Raw genomic sequence first — 15,770 nt, 5'->3', positions numbered from 1 at the left:
ATTAAAAATAGCTTAATAATCTGTTTTTTTATTCAACTGTAAAATTATTCAAGCAAAACTGCACTATTATAGTTTTAAATAAAGATTGAATATTTTTTCTTATTAAGGTATATACTTAGTATATGAAATTTTGAATTTACAACTATTTTATACAATTCCGCTCACGAGAAAGGCTGGCTGACAGATTAAACTATAACAATGAATTCAGATACTTGTCTTGTTAAGAAAGATATAAATACAAATGATGGAACTGATGTAGGTATAACACAAGCTAGATTAGGAGAATATATAATTGAACCAGGTACTAAAGGAACAGTAACAGCCGTTATTTCTTTATTAAATACTAAAACAAGACAATTATATTATGTAAGTTCAGAATCTACACCATTCCGAGCTTAATAGCTAAATTTATAGACGAATATAAAGATTTAGAATTATTAATTATATTTGTATTAAACTAAGAGTTTTATAATCAAATGTAATAGTAATACTTATTCATTAATAGCAGAAGCAAAGCAGTAAGAATTTTAAATTCTTACTGCTTTCTTATTTTTTTATATCTGCTATAATATTACTTGTCGCTATTTTTATTTCTAGCGAAGAAAAATATTGGGGAAAGTGTTACTTTATATAAAATAAAGTTTATTATATATATTGCAAAAATAAATCTTCGTCATAATTCTAAAGATATTGTGAGAATTTTAGACGTAATTGTGAAGTGTGCATTGTGAATTGCAACATATATAAGTTAAGAGGCATTAAAGAAAAAGAGAAGTCCAAAACTAACAAAAAGATTTTGGGTTAAGCATAAGTAATATGGCAGTGGGAGTGGATTTACTAGGATATGTATATCTGCTGCTAAATAGAAAATTAGAAATCTTAGGCTTTGAGTGAACCAAAGTTGCAGAAAGGAGTGGAAAATGTGAGACCATTAGCAGACTTAATGAGACCTAATAAATTAGAAGATTTTGTAGGACAGCAGCATATATTAGGGCAAGGAAAGCCATTATATAACTTGATAGCTGGAAAAAACATATGTAATTGCATATTTTACGGACCACCAGGAACTGGAAAAACAACTTTAGCTAATATAATGGCTAATTATGTAGATAAGAAATTTTATAAATTAAATGCAACAGTTGCATCGGTTAAGGATATTCAGGACATAACTAATAATATAGATAGCTTATTAAATTATAATGGAGTTGTTTTATATATTGATGAGCTTCAACATTTTAACAAAAAGCAGCAGCAGGCATTGTTAGAATTTATAGAAGATGGAAGAATAACTTTGATTGCAAGTACAACTGAAAATCCATATTTCGTTATACATAAAGCTATAATAAGCAGATGTAATATATTCTCTTTTAAACCTTTAACTACAGGTGACATAATAGTTGGTCTTAAGAGATCTATACAAAAGCTTATAGATGAAGGGATAGAAATAGAATATTCAGATGAGGCGCTGGAGTATATAGGGGAAATCTCTCAAGGCGATTATAGAAAGGCTTATAATATTTTAGAGCTGGCTGTAAACTCTCAGGTTAAGCAGGTTAGAGTAATTTCAAGTGAATATATTGAAAGCTTAGGACAATCAAGTATGCGGGCTGATTCTAGTGGAGATGAATTTTATAATTTATTAAGTGCTCTTCAAAAAAGTATAAGGGGAAGCGATCCTAATGCAGCAGTCCACTATCTAGCTAGATTGATTAAAGGAGGAAATTTAACAGCTATAATAAGAAGAATATCTGTTATTGCAGCAGAAGATATTGGTCTTGCATTTCCTAATGCATTATCTGTTGTTAATTCTGGAATAGAACTTTCATTAAAGGTTGGACTTCCGGAAGCAAGAATAATTCTTTCAGAAATAGTTGTATATTTAGCAACGCTTCCTAAATCGAATAGTGCATGCTTAGCTATAGATTCTGCTATGAGTGATCTAGAAAACATGAATTTTGGAGATGTTCCAATGCATTTAAAGGATGCTCATTACTCTGGAGCAGCAAACCTTGGTGTTGGTGGCTATAAATATCCTCATGATTATCCTAATCATTATGTAAAACAGAGTTATTTACCGCAAGAACTGCTTGGAAAGATTTATTATAATGAACAAAATAATAAATATGAAGAGAGTTTGAGGAAATACTGGGCAGAAATAAAAAAATAATAGCAATTATCGTTTGACAAAAGCCGAGTATTTTGGTAAGATATAAGCGAATTTAATATATCTTTTATAATACTAGAAAAACAAAGAAATATCAACAAAAAACGAAAAGGGGTGAAGAAATAATGAAACTTTCAACTAAAGGAAGATATGGAGTTAGAGCTATGGTTGACTTAGCATCTAATTATGGTGGTGCCCCAGTTTCAATAAAAACTATATCAAAGAGAGAAAATCTTTCGGAATACTATTTAGAACAGTTATTTAGCCCGCTTAGACGTGCTAATATGATTAGAAGTATAAGAGGTGCTCAAGGTGGATATGTTCTATGTAAAGCGCCAAAAGACATAACAGTTGGCGATATTATGACTATTCTTGAAGGGCCAGTTGAGATAGCAGATTGTATTGATGGTGTTGAGTGCGATAGCTCGGATTGCTGTGCAACCAAAGCAGTTTGGGAGAAGATCAAAAGAAGCATAGACGATGTTATGAACTCAATTACATTACAAGATATACTTGATGATTATGAGACAATTAAAAACAATAAGAATAATATTAAGATAGTGGATAGGAGTGAATGATTATGAAGAACGTATATATGGATTATTCAGCTACAACTTATGTAAAGCCAGAAGTATTAGAAGAAATGCTTCCTTATTTTACTGAAAAGTTTGGTAACCCATCTTCATTTTATGGAATATCAAGAGAAACAAAAAGAGCTATAGATAAGGCAAGAGAACAGATAGCAGAAGCGTTAAACTGTTTACCTGATGAAGTGTATTTTACAGGTGGCGGATCAGAGGCTGATAACTGGGCTATAAAAGGTATTGTATCAGCTCATAAGAATAAAGGAAATCATATAATAACAACTAAGATTGAGCATCATGCAGTTCTTCATACTTGTGAATACTTAGAGAAGAATGGTTTTGATGTTACATATTTAGATGTTGATGAAGAAGGTTTCATAAAATTAGATGACTTAAGAAATGCTATAACTGATAAGACAATTTTAGTAAGTATTATGTTTGCTAATAATGAAATAGGAACAATTCAACCTATAAAAGAAATTGGAGAAATCTGTAGAGAAAAGAAAGTTTTCTTCCACACAGATGCAGTTCAGGCTGTTGGAAATGTTCCTGTTGATGTTAAAGAAATGAATATAGATATGCTATCACTTGCAGGCCATAAGATTTATGGACCAAAAGGTATTGGAGTTCTTTATATAAAGAAGGGAATTAAAATTGATAATTTAATTCACGGTGGAGCTCAAGAAAAGAATAGAAGAGCAGGTACAGAAAATATTGCTTCTATCGTTGGACTTGGTAAAGCTCTTGAACTTGCTACTAATAATTTAGAAGAGCATATGAAAAGATTAACTGCGTTAAGAGAAAAATTAATAGCTGGTTTACTTGAAATTCCATACACTAAATTAAATGGACCAAGAGGAGATAAGAGACTTCCTGGAAATGTTAATGTATGTTTTAGATTTATTGAAGGTGAATCAATTTTATTATCATTAGATTTTAAAGGGGTTTGTGCATCGAGCGGTAGTGCTTGTACTTCAGGTTCTTTAGATCCATCACATGTATTACTTGCAATCGGGCTTCCTCATGAAATTGCTCACGGATCATTAAGACTTAGTATGGGTGAAGGTTCAACAGAAGAAGATGTAGATTATGTTCTTGAAGTTGTACCACCAATTATTGAAAGATTAAGAAATATGTCACCATTATGGGATGACTTTTTAAAGAAAGGGGAAAATTAATATGATATACAGTGAAAAAGTAATGGAACATTTCCAAAACCCAAGAAACGTTGGAGAAATAGTAGATGCAAATGGCGTAGGTGAAGTTGGAAACGCTAAATGTGGAGACATAATGAAAATCTATTTAAAGGTTGAAGATAATATCATTAAAGATGTTAAATTTAAGACTTTTGGATGTGGATCAGCTATTGCATCATCATCAATGGCTACAGAATTAATCAAAGGGAAAACATTAGATGAAGCTTGGGAATTAACTAACAAAGCAGTTGCAGAAGCTTTAGATGGTCTTCCACCAGTAAAAATGCATTGTTCAGTTCTTGCAGAAGAAGCAATTCATAAAGCTATAAATGATTACAGAGCAAAAAATGGATTAGAAGTAATACCTATGGAAGAACATAGTGATGAAGATCTACATGCTGCTGTACATGGAGAAGAGTAATAGGTGAATTTATGAAGAAAAAAGTTTTAGTAGGTATGAGTGGTGGTGTAGATAGTTCTGTTGCTGCATATTTATTAAAACAGCAGGGATATGACGTCATTGGTGCTACAATGCAGATTTGGCAGCACGATGAGGAATTTGAAGAAAGGGAAGGGGGCTGCTGCTCCCTTTCTGCTGTTGATGATGCAAGAAGAGTATGCGACAAACTTGATATACCATTTTATGTTTTGAATTTTAGAGATTATTTTAAGGAAAAAGTTATTGATAAATTTGTTCAAGAATACATAGACGGAAAAACTCCAAACCCTTGTATTGAATGTAATAAACATTTAAAGTTCGATGAACTTTTAAGAAGAGCAAGAGGTATAGGGGCAGATTATGTTGCTACTGGTCATTATGCTAAAATTGAAAAGCGAGATGATAGATATCTTTTAATTAGATCTGATGATGATAGAAAAGATCAAACGTATGCTTTATATAATTTTACTCAAGATCAGTTAGAACATACATTAATGCCTTGTGGAGATTATGAAAAGACAAAAATAAGAGAAATAGCGAAAGAAATTGGTCTTGCTGTTCATAATAAAAAAGATAGTGAAGAAATATGTTTCATTTCTGATAATAATCATGGAAAATATATTTCAGAAGCAGAACCAAATAGGGTTAAACCAGGTAACTTTGTCGATAAGAGTGGTAATATACTAGGTAAGCATAAAGGAATTGTGTATTATACTATTGGACAAAGAAAAGGACTTGGACTTTCACTTGGAAGGCCAGTATTTGTAACAAATATTAATGCTAAAACCAACGAAGTTGTACTAGGTTCTGAAGATGATATCTTCAAAACAGAATTAATTGCAACTGATGTGAATTTTATTCCTTTTGATAAACTTGAAAAAGAAATAGAAGTTACAGCGAAAATCAGATATTCTGCAAGACCAGCAGAAGCGACTTTAATACCACTTCCAAATGGTAGGGTGAAAGTTATCTTTAAGGAAAAGCAAAGGGCAATAACTAAAGGTCAGTCAGTTGTATTTTACGATGATGAAATAGTAGTTGGCGGCGGAATAATAGAAAGTATAATCTAAAGAGTTATTGTAATTTAAATATTTTTAAAACTGAGAGTGCGTAAGTGCTCTCGTTTTTTTGTTTTTGTTTTTGTTTTGAGGTTGTAGAATATTTCAATGTGCAAGTAGCAGAGGAGTGTTATAGACAGTAAAAAGCTTTATAGGTGCAGAGAAAGGCACGCGTTTTGTGAGAGGATTAACTATGTGATTTAGAATTAAAAAGAACTTTGTGAGTAATTATACTGATTTGATAATTGATAGAAATAATACTAAAAAGTTAGGATAAATAAACAATGGAAGTGAATATAAATTACCAACTAGAGGAGATAAAATATTTACCTATATTTTACATAATAGTATTAACTTATAAAGATATACTTGATATAATGTTTTTGAGAGTAAAAAATTGGAAGGTGATTTTTTGAATATCTTCAAGGTGTTAAAAAGATACGATGAACATGGCTTTAATTCTAAAGGATTTCATAAAAATGGCACGAAGTATGACGAGTATGGATTTGGTAAAAGAGGAATGCATAGAAATGGGACATATTATAACGAGGAAGGGTATGATAGAGAAGGATACGACAAAAAAGGATATGATAGAAATGGATTTAATAGTGCAGGTTTTGATAAAGAAGGATATAACAAAAATGGATATAACATATTAGGATACGACAGAGGTGGTGAATACTTAGAAGTAAGATATAAGTGGAAGTGATTGGAGTAAATCTAAATAATAAGAGGGTAATGTCATGAAGCGAATAAAAAGCTGCATTTCTAAATTGGCATTTAGAATGAACATTTTATACTTACATTAATTTTTCTAATAACTGATAATGGTAGTGTCTCTTTTATTAAAGTTAAAGAAAACGGTTGTATATTATTGAATAGATTCACCCAAATTCTAAGGATATTAAAATTTTATCTCAAAAATTTTATTTGATGAAATTAAGTACTTACTAAATAGTAGGTACTATTTTTATTCTCTAGTACTGCTCATGAAGACAAAGTATCCACAATGTATGATGAAAATATTGGTATTTTCGTAGGAACCCGCCCATAGAGGCAAAGCCTTCATAATTAACCATATTCGTCTACGATTTTTTAAGTGCAAAATTATTGTGCGGTAAAATTATACATTTGAGCATATTAATATGAATAATTTTCCTCTTGTTGGAGACCATATCAAATGAACTAGATTTAGTTTATTAACTATATTACTTATTTTAGAGAATATAGGGGGAACACTACAGTGTATAGTGTATAGACATAAACAGGCATAAGGACTTTCTATTAAAAATTATTTTGGAGGTGCACAATGTTTAAAACTAGAGACTTCTATTTCAAGAAAGTTTATAACATTAAAGGCAAAAAGATTGGCATTATAGAAGACTTATACATAGATTTCTTTTGGGGAAAGATTGTAGGATTTAAGGTATCCAATAGCCATCTGTTCTCTAAAAATAACTATATAGACATGGAAGATGTTATAGATATAGGTGAAGATGTAATAATAGAAAATATAAAAAAAGGTGAGGGACTTACATTTAAAGAGATTAAGTATATGGAAGTTATTGATACATTGGGGAATGTTAAAGGAGTTCTAGAGGATATTATAATAGATATACAAGATTATTCAATTAAAGCAATAGTTATAAGCTCAGGGTTAGTAGATAAAATGATAAAGGGTAAGCAAATTATTCTATTAAATAGATGCATCCTCGGAGAGGAATATATATTATATACAGGAAATGAGGGAGTTATGTTTAAAACTTTACCTCATAATATGGATAGGCACAATGCAATTAAGAAAGCATAAAAAAGCAATTCTTCTAGGTATAACCCTATTATGCTTTATTAGCTTAATATTAGCTTACATTTTTAACAAATCAATAAATTCAATAATAAATATTATTGTAGCATCTTTTATTTTAGCTTATACTCTGACTCCTATTAGGGATGGATTTGAGGCAAAATTTAGAATAAGCAAGAAAATATCCTCAATAGTGGTTATATTAATAATTATAGGTATCATAACTGCATGTATAATTGTTATAGTTCCTACGCTATTTAATGAGATATCCAATATCAGTAATATATTTGATAACGTAAGAAGTTTACTGGAAGGAATGCTTAAAAAAAATAACTTAGATGACTTTTCTACCACCAATGTAATTTATAATGAAATTTTAGAAAAAGGAAATGCTTTTTGGACAAATTTTTCGGAAAATGCAGTGGAAAATTTAATGAGCATTGGAGATAATGCAATGTCACTAGCTATAATACCTATTATGGTTTATTACTTTCTTTGCGATGGTAATAAAATATATAGTAAAATGCTACTGTTATTACCAACTTCTAAAAGAGGGCTAACTAAAAAAATATTAAGTGATATTGATAGAGTGTTAACAAGATATATAACAAGTCAGTTAATGCTTTCGGGATTAATAGGCGGATTAACATTAATATTGTTATTATTATTGAAAGTAAAATTTCCTTTATGGATTTCTATATTGAATGCAATCTTAAACATAATACCTTACTTTGGACCAATTTTTGGTGCAGTTCCAGCGGTAATAGTTGCACTTTTAGATTCTCCAATAAAGGCATTTTGGGTGATTGTAGGTATGTTCATAATCCAGCAGCTTGAAGGTGATATTTTATCTCCGAAAATAACAGGGGACAGCACAGAGATGCATCCATTTGTTATAATAATTTTATTACTTATAGGAGATAAATTTGGCGGATTTGTTGGGATGGTTTTAGTGGTGCCAATAGCTGTCATTATAAAAGTTTTATATGATGACATAAATTATTATCTGTTCTAGATTTTATAGCTATCTATAAAAAAGCTTATGTATTAGGGGCGTACAAATAAAGTTGAATATTGACATAATTATCTATATGAAATATAATTTTGATGAAATAATTAAATATTAAGCGATGAATAGGATAAGTAAATTTATCATAGTCATTTCAGAGAAAAAGTGGTTGGTGAAAACTTTTGGCTATATATTTTGAAGCTACCTAGGAGCTATAAATTACTAAGTGATGTATGATTATATCATACATAATTAGGGTGGTACCGCGGAATTCTAGCTTTCGTCCCTATATCTATTTGGGGAGAGGGCTTTTTTTATTTGGTAAATTATACACCTATAAAAAAGAGCAGCTATGCACTACTGAAAAGAGAAGCTATGCTGCAATACGGAACTTTTCTGCAATTAGGATCTTTTCGCCTATAAAAAGAGCAGTGGTTCTGCAATTAATGACTTGTCACAAATAATTATGAAATCTTAAATCTTCATAAGAAGATTGTAAACAATAAAATAAAAGATATTCCGAAGGAATATCATCGTCAACTGTTAACTGAAAAAAATGGAGGAATAGTTTATGAAATTTATGAAAACCAATGACTTAAGAGAAGCATACTTGAAATTTTTTGAAAGTAAAGATCATCTAAGAATGGATAGCTTTTCTTTGGTTCCAAAGAACGATAAAAGTTTATTATTAATAAATGCAGGAATGGCTCCGTTGAAGCCTTATTTTACTGGATTACAAGAGCCGCCAAAGAGAAGAATTACAACTTGTCAAAAATGTATTAGAACAGGGGATATCGAAAACGTAGGTATTACAAGTAGACATGGTACTTTCTTTGAGATGCTTGGAAACTTTTCTTTTGCAGATTATTTCAAGAAAGAAATAATTCCTTGGGCTTGGGAATTTATCACAGAAGTGTTGGAACTTCCTAAAGATAGATTATATGTAACTATATATTTAGATGATGATGAAGCATATGAATATTGGACTACACTTACAGATGTAGATAAAACTCATATATTTAGATTAGGCAAAGAAGATAACTTCTGGGAACATGGTGCAGGTCCATGCGGTCCTTGTACAGAAATTCATTTTAATAGATCAGAAGAAATACCAACTAACGCTGATGAGTTTGTTAAATTAGCAGATGAAGATAAGATAATAGAATTCTGGAACCTTGTTTTCACTCAATTTGATGGTGATGGAAAAGGAAACTATGAAAAACTTGCTAATACTAACATTGATACAGGTATGGGACTTGAAAGACTTGCAACTATAATGCAAGAGAAGAATAGTATTTTTGAAATTGATACATTAGAAAATATTTTAAGTGAAGTTGCAAAATTAGCTAATGTTAAATATGGAGAAAATCAAAAAACAGATATATCTTTAAGATTAATAACTGACCATATTAGATCGATAACTTTCATGATTTCAGATGATGTTATGCCATCTAATGAAGGTAGAGGGTATGTTTTAAGAAGACTTCTTAGAAGAGCAGCGAGACATGGGAAGACTTTAGGAATTAAAGAAGCATTCCTTTGTAATTTATGTGACACTGTTATAAGAGATTCAAGTGAAGCTTATCCAGAACTAAATAGCAAAAAAGAATATATTAAAAAAGTAATTAAAATAGAAGAAGATAAATTTAGAGAAACTTTAGATTCAGGAATGGAAATATTAAATGGATTTATAAGTGAACTAAAAGCAAAGAATGAAAAAGTTCTTAGTGGTGTAGATGGATTTAAATTATATGATACATTTGGTTTTCCAATGGAACTTACAAAAGAAATATTAGAAGATGAAGGCTTATCATTAGATGAAGATGCTTTCCACGAAGAAATGAAAGTTCAAAGAGAAAGAGCTAGAAGTGCAAGAAAAGTTTCTAATTACATGGGAACTGATGTTAAAACATTAGATATTATACCAGGAGAAATCGAAACTGTTTTTGATGGATATGACAATGATACTTTAAATGCAGAAGTTAAAGTGTTAATTGAAGGTGAAGACTTTACAGATGCTATAACAGAAGGAAATAAAGCTATTATAGTTACTGATGTTACTCCTTTATACGCTGAAATGGGTGGTCAAATAGGAGATACAGGTGTAATATTTAATGATGGTTTTAAAGCTAATGTGCTTGATACTAAAAAGAACATAGGTGGAAAAATAGTTCATTTTGTTGAAGTTGTATCAGGAGAACTTAAAGTAGGAGATACAGTTACTATTGAGGTGGATAAAGTTAGACGTGAAAACATTAAGAAAAATCATACTGCAACTCACCTTTTAGATAAAGCTTTAACTGAGGTTCTTGGATCACATGTTCATCAAGCTGGATCTTATGTAAGTAATGATAGACTTAGATTTGACTTTTCTCATTTTGAAGCTATGACAGAAGAAGAAATAAGTAGGGTTGAAGATTTGGTAAATGAAGCAATTACAAGTGTTACACCAGTTGTTACAGAAGTTATGGATCTTCAAGAAGCAAAAAATAGTGGAGCTATAGGTATATTTGATGATAAATATGCTGATAAAGTTAGAGTTGTAAGTGCAGGGGAATACTCTAAAGAATTATGTGGTGGAACACATATAGATAACACAGGAAAGATTGGTTTATTCAAAATTATATCTGAAAGTGGTATTGCTGCAGGAACAAGAAGAATTGAAGCTGTAATAGGAAAAGAAGCTTATAAGATAGTAAATGAAAAGAAAGATTTATTAAAAGAAATTTCAACTAAGCTTAAATGCTCAGAAAAAGAATTATTAGCTAAACTTGATCAACAAGTTAAGGAGCTTAAGGAAAAAGATAAAGAAATAACAGCTCTAAAATCTAAATTCGCATCAATGGGAATAGATGATATAGTATCTTCTTCAAGAAACGTTAAGGATATAAATGTAATTTCTTATGAATTAAAAGACGTTGATAGTGATACTTTAAGAGATGTATGCGAAAAAGTAAGAGATAAAGCTCCAAATAGCATAGTTTTACTTATGAGTGCAAATGCTGGAAAAGTTATTATTTGTGCTATGGCAACTAAAGATGCAGTAGCTAAAGGTGCTCATTGCGGAAAGTTAATAAAAGAAATATCTTCTATGCTTGGCGGCGGAGGCGGCGGAAGACCAGACATGGCTCAAGCAGGTGGAAAGATGCCAGAAAAGATACAAGGGGCGATTGAAGAATCATATAAAATAGTGGAAACTTTAGCAAAGTAGTATACTTTTTATAAAAAATAGGTTATAATCTAATTATAGTTAGTGAATAAATTTAAAAAATAAAGTTAATAATAAATATGGATATCGTTTCCTTATAAAATGATTAAGGGGGTGAGTTGCTTTAAGTAGCAATTTTATGAGTAATAATATTGAACATACAATGCAATTTGATTTAAGTAAGAATAAAGAAGCTCTTACAAAAACAATATTAACAGAGGTTTATAATTCATTACAGGAAAAAGGATATAATCCTATAAATCAATTAGTTGGATATTTGATTTCAGGAGACCCTACTTACATCACTAATTACAACGGAGCAAGAGCTTTAGTAAGAAAACTCGAGAGAGATGACATACTAGAAGAAGTTATAAAATCTTATTTAGAGATAAAGTAGAGAGTGCCCGTTTATAACGGGCACTTTTAATTTTAGTATATGAAAGAAAGCGTGATATTGAGATTTTCTTGATATTTGCTGCTTATATGTTGTGAGAGGTGCTGTAATTTGAGGATACTTGGATTAGATTTGGGTTCAAAGACTATTGGAGTGGCAGTAAGTGATCCATTAGGATTCACTGCTCAAGGCCTGACTACAGTTAGAAGAACTAATAAAGAAAAAGATATAGCGGAAATAAAAAAGTTTTGTGATGAATATGATGCAAAGGTTATTGTAATTGGATTACCCAAGAATATGAACGGAACAATAGGACCATCTGGAGAGATTGCGATGGCTTTTGGAAAGGTTATAGAAGAAGAACTTAATGTAGAAGTGAAATTCTGGGATGAACGTTTAACTACTGTTGCAGCACATAAAGCAATGCTTGAAGCCGATTTGTCAAGGAATAAGAGGAAGAAGATAGTAGATAAAGTTGCATCAACTTACATACTTCAAGGATATTTAGATATGATTTCAAGAAAATAAATATCTGATGGAATAGGAAATTTTGAGGAGTATATGTATAAGATTAATTTCTTATACAATATGCTTTTATTAATAAATATATATTGCAAAAATAATCCTTATCATAATTCTAAAAATATCGCAAGAATTTTAATCGCGATTGTGAATTGTGAAATGTGCATTGTGAATTGCAACATAAATAAAAATAAAATACAGAAGGGATACATTTATGGATAAGGAAGCAAAATATGTATATATACCTGATCAAGAAGGAAATGACGTTAAGTTTGAGGTTGTTATATACTTTGAAATAGAAAAATTAAAAGGCCAATATATTATTGCAACTCCTGCATTTGAAGAAACTGATGAAGCTTATGCTTTTAAGATATTCAAAGATGAGGATGGAAGCGATATATTTATAGCTTTAGAAGATGACGATGAAGAATTCGAAATGGTATTAGAAACTTATGAAACTCTTATGAATGAAGATGGTTTAATTGAGGAATAGTATACAATCTAGTAATATGATATTTTCTTTAATGTTTATTTAGAGAAAAATCAATTCATTTAATATGAAAAGTGAGGTGTCATGTATGGATGCATCAAATTTAATTGATATGAATGCCTTGAAGGAAGACTTGAAAAAAAAGGGTTATAAATTAACACCACAAAGAAGATCAATTGTTGATACTATTATTGAAAATGAAGGTCAACATTTAACAGCGGAAGAAATATATGATAGTGTAAAAAAAAGTTGTCCGGAAATTGGATTAGCAACAGTATATAGAACTATTCTTTTGCTAGAAGAATTAGGAGTAATATCAAGATTAGATCTAAATGATGGATGTAGTAGATATGAAATAGTGCATTCAAATGAAACGCACAGACATCATCATCTTATTTGTAATATCTGTCATAAGGTTTTGGAAGTTCAGGATGATTTATTAGAGGATTTAGAATCTGGAATTGAAAAGCAATATAAGTTTAAGATTTTAGACCATAGTTTAAAATTTTTTGGCGTATGTGATGAATGCCAAAAGAAGCTAAGTGATGAATAAAAGGACTTTTAATAGAAAATTAAAAATAAAATAAAGTCAAAAGTGTGCCAGATATTTTGCCGTGAATGAAGTAAGGATATGTATTTTACGGTTTATATATTTACTAAGAAAATGCATTCGGTGCCATGCTTAAAAGGGCATGGTATCAAATGATAATTGTTATTAAGGTATATGTATTTAAAGTGAATTAATATGGCTAAACCTTATATGCTAAATAAAGCAATGTAGGCTTATAGATTGGAATGTAGATTAAGGTCGCCTATATTAATGTAAAATATATTGTCACATAGGACTTGTTATTTTTTAATGCTAAAGAAAGAACCTTTGTTTATAAATATAATATTAAGAAGAAGGAGGGGAAGTATGAAAAATGAAAGAGCGAAGATAAAGATAATTCCTCTTGGTGGTATAAACGAAATCGGAAAAAATATAACAGCTATAGAATATAAAGAAGATATTATTATTATAGACTGTGGACTAAAATTTCCGGATGATGATATGTTTGGAATAGATATTGTAATACCAGATGTTTCATATCTAATCAAAAATTCAGAGAAAATCAAGGGGATATTTTTAACTCACGGACATGAAGACCATATAGGAGCGTTGCCGTATGTACTTAGACAACTAAATGTTCCTGTTTATGGCACTAAGCTTACTCTTGGAATAGTTGAAACAAAACTAAAGGAACACGGTTTGTTAGCTTCAACAGAGTTAGTAAGAGTAAAGCCAAAGGATATAATTAAACTTGATAGTGTTTCAGTTGAATTTATAAAGACTAATCACTCAATTGCAGATTCAGTTGCAATTGCAGTTCATACACCACTTGGGGTAGTACTTCATACAGGAGATTTTAAGATTGATTACACACCAATTGATGGGGAAATGATGGATTTTGGAAGATTAGCTGAACTTGGAAGAAAGGGAGTTTTAGTATTAATGGCGGATTCAACAAATGTTGAAAGACCAGGATATACTATGACAGAAAAGGTTGTTGGCGAAACTTTCCTAAGACTTTTTGGTAAGGCTAAGGGCAGGTTAATAGTTGCAACATTTGCATCTAATGTTCACAGAATTCAGCAAATAATTACAGCTGCTGAAGCTTATGAAAAGAAGGTAGCAGTTTCAGGAAGAAGTATGGAGAATATTGTTCAAGTTGCAATAGAACTTGGATATCTCACAGTTGGAAAAGATGTACTTGTTCCAGTGGATCAAATTTCAAAATATCCAAACGAAAAAATTGTTGTAATAACAACTGGAAGCCAGGGGGAACCAATGTCTGCTCTTGCAAGAATGGCAGCATCGGAGCATAGAAAAATTAATGTAATTCCAGGCGATACAGTAATTATTTCAGCAACACCTATACCAGGTAATGAAAAATTTGTTTCAAAAGTTATAAATCAACTATTTAAAAAGGGTGCTCAAGTTATATATGATTCTCAGGAAAAGATTCACGTTTCAGGTCATGCATGTCAAGAAGAACTTAAACTAATGCAGGCTTTAGTTAAACCAAAATTCTTTGTGCCAGTTCATGGTGAATATAGACATTTAAAGAAGCATGGTGAATTAGCTATGGAAGTTGGACTTTCAGAAAAGAATTTATTAATACCTGAGAATGGTGATGTTATCGAAGTAGCAAGAAATTATATTAAAAAGAATGGTGCTGTTGTTTCAGGGCAAGTGTTTGTTGATGGTCTCGGTGTTGGAGATGTCGGAAATATTGTCTTAAGAGATAGAAAACATCTTTCACAAGATGGTATATTAACAATAGTAGTTACAATAGAGAAACAAACTGGAAGGGTTGTATCCGGTCCAGATATAATTTCAAGGGGATTCGTCTATGTTAGAGAATCTGAAGGTCTTATGGATGAAGCAAGAGAAATTGTTAAATCTGTATTAAAGACTTGTGAAGAAAAACAGATTACTGACTGGGCTACATTAAAATCTAAGATGAGAGATCAACTTAGAGAGTATCTTTACGAAAAGACTAAGAGAAAACCTATGATATTGCCAATAATTATGGAGTTTTAGAAGTTTTTGGAAGTGTGAAAGAAAATAGTGATTCTAAAACTGCAAAGAATATATTTTGTTATTGATAATTAAATTATGAATTAACTAAATATTAAATTGTTAAATATATATTCTTTGGAATAGGGTTGACTTTTTTTGATGAAAAGAGTAGAATTTATAATAGTTGTGTAGGAATTGGATACTTTAAGTATCCAATTTTCTTTTGGAGAAAAACAGTTATAGGTTTACATTTATATGTGAATAATTTTAATCGCAATTTATTTATAATAATAGTAATAATATGTTAACAGTATGAAGTTATTTACAGTGTATACTTAA

Annotated in this window: 15 protein-coding genes and 1 other annotated feature; all 15 genes read left to right on the top strand. The window is 30.5% G+C overall.

Annotated features, from left to right (window positions below; translation table 11 throughout):
- Nucleotides 1–198: 198 nt before the first annotated feature.
- The 15 genes from L3B96_RS01730 to L3B96_RS01660 all read left to right on the top strand — a co-directional run bounded on the left by L3B96_RS01730 (nt 199) and on the right by L3B96_RS01660 (nt 15,452).
- Nucleotides 199–399, top strand: a complete 201-nt coding sequence (locus L3B96_RS01730; RefSeq protein WP_238858648.1) for a hypothetical protein — start codon at nt 199–201, stop codon at nt 397–399.
- Nucleotides 400–922: 523 nt separating this feature from the next.
- Nucleotides 923–2,167, top strand: coding sequence for a replication-associated recombination protein A (locus tag L3B96_RS01725; RefSeq protein ID WP_238858647.1), 1,245 nt, complete (start codon nt 923–925; stop codon nt 2,165–2,167).
- A 122-nt stretch (nt 2,168–2,289) separates the two neighbouring features.
- Entirely contained in the window at nt 2,290–2,742 is a 453-nt protein-coding gene (locus L3B96_RS01720; protein ID WP_011968438.1) for an Rrf2 family transcriptional regulator, read from the top strand.
- 2 nt (nt 2,743–2,744) lie between these two features.
- Nucleotides 2,745–3,926 (top strand): cysteine desulfurase NifS, encoded by a 1,182-nt coding sequence (nifS, locus tag L3B96_RS01715; protein ID WP_238858646.1) that lies wholly within the window; start codon nt 2,745–2,747, stop codon nt 3,924–3,926.
- A gap of 1 nt (nt 3,927) precedes the next feature.
- Nucleotides 3,928–4,365: a Fe-S cluster assembly scaffold protein NifU gene (gene nifU / locus L3B96_RS01710; RefSeq protein ID WP_011968440.1), complete on the top strand. Its 438-nt coding sequence runs from the start codon at nt 3,928–3,930 to the stop codon at nt 4,363–4,365.
- A gap of 11 nt (nt 4,366–4,376) precedes the next feature.
- Nucleotides 4,377–5,453: a tRNA 2-thiouridine(34) synthase MnmA gene (gene mnmA / locus L3B96_RS01705; RefSeq protein WP_011968441.1), complete on the top strand. Its 1,077-nt coding sequence runs from the start codon at nt 4,377–4,379 to the stop codon at nt 5,451–5,453.
- 415 nt (nt 5,454–5,868) lie between these two features.
- The gene (locus tag L3B96_RS01700; RefSeq protein ID WP_238858645.1) at nt 5,869–6,150 is read left to right on the top strand and encodes a hypothetical protein; all 282 of its coding nucleotides are present in this window, start codon (nt 5,869–5,871) and stop codon (nt 6,148–6,150) included.
- A gap of 600 nt (nt 6,151–6,750) precedes the next feature.
- Nucleotides 6,751–7,251, top strand: coding sequence for a PRC-barrel domain-containing protein (locus L3B96_RS01695; RefSeq protein ID WP_011968443.1), 501 nt, complete (start codon nt 6,751–6,753; stop codon nt 7,249–7,251).
- The gene (locus L3B96_RS01690; RefSeq protein WP_077305143.1) at nt 7,232–8,260 is read left to right on the top strand and encodes an AI-2E family transporter; all 1,029 of its coding nucleotides are present in this window, start codon (nt 7,232–7,234) and stop codon (nt 8,258–8,260) included. The genes L3B96_RS01695 and L3B96_RS01690 overlap by 20 nt, the downstream gene beginning before the upstream one ends.
- Before the next feature lie 106 nt (nt 8,261–8,366).
- Nucleotides 8,367–8,545 (top strand) — a binding site (T-box leader).
- A 280-nt stretch (nt 8,546–8,825) separates the two neighbouring features.
- Entirely contained in the window at nt 8,826–11,465 is a 2,640-nt protein-coding gene (gene alaS / locus L3B96_RS01685; RefSeq protein WP_238858644.1) for an alanine--tRNA ligase, read from the top strand.
- A gap of 136 nt (nt 11,466–11,601) precedes the next feature.
- Nucleotides 11,602–11,859, top strand: coding sequence for an IreB family regulatory phosphoprotein (locus tag L3B96_RS01680; protein WP_008424959.1), 258 nt, complete (start codon nt 11,602–11,604; stop codon nt 11,857–11,859).
- A gap of 108 nt (nt 11,860–11,967) precedes the next feature.
- Nucleotides 11,968–12,384, top strand: a complete 417-nt coding sequence (gene ruvX, locus L3B96_RS01675) for a Holliday junction resolvase RuvX (protein WP_011968446.1) — start codon at nt 11,968–11,970, stop codon at nt 12,382–12,384.
- Between the two features lie 208 nt (nt 12,385–12,592).
- Nucleotides 12,593–12,871, top strand: a complete 279-nt coding sequence (locus L3B96_RS01670) for a DUF1292 domain-containing protein (protein WP_017210790.1) — start codon at nt 12,593–12,595, stop codon at nt 12,869–12,871.
- A gap of 85 nt (nt 12,872–12,956) precedes the next feature.
- Entirely contained in the window at nt 12,957–13,421 is a 465-nt protein-coding gene (locus L3B96_RS01665; protein WP_011968448.1) for a Fur family transcriptional regulator, read from the top strand.
- Nucleotides 13,422–13,784: 363 nt separating this feature from the next.
- Nucleotides 13,785–15,452 (top strand): ribonuclease J, encoded by a 1,668-nt coding sequence (locus L3B96_RS01660; protein WP_238858643.1) that lies wholly within the window; start codon nt 13,785–13,787, stop codon nt 15,450–15,452.
- The last annotated feature ends 318 nt before the right edge of the window (nt 15,453–15,770 follow it).

Source organism: Clostridium sp. YIM B02569, from assembly GCF_022320765.1.
GTDB classification, from domain to species: domain Bacteria; phylum Bacillota; class Clostridia; order Clostridiales; family Clostridiaceae; genus Clostridium; species Clostridium beijerinckii.
Note: the sequence above shows the minus strand (reverse complement) of the source record. Positions and strands in the feature narration are given on the sequence as shown.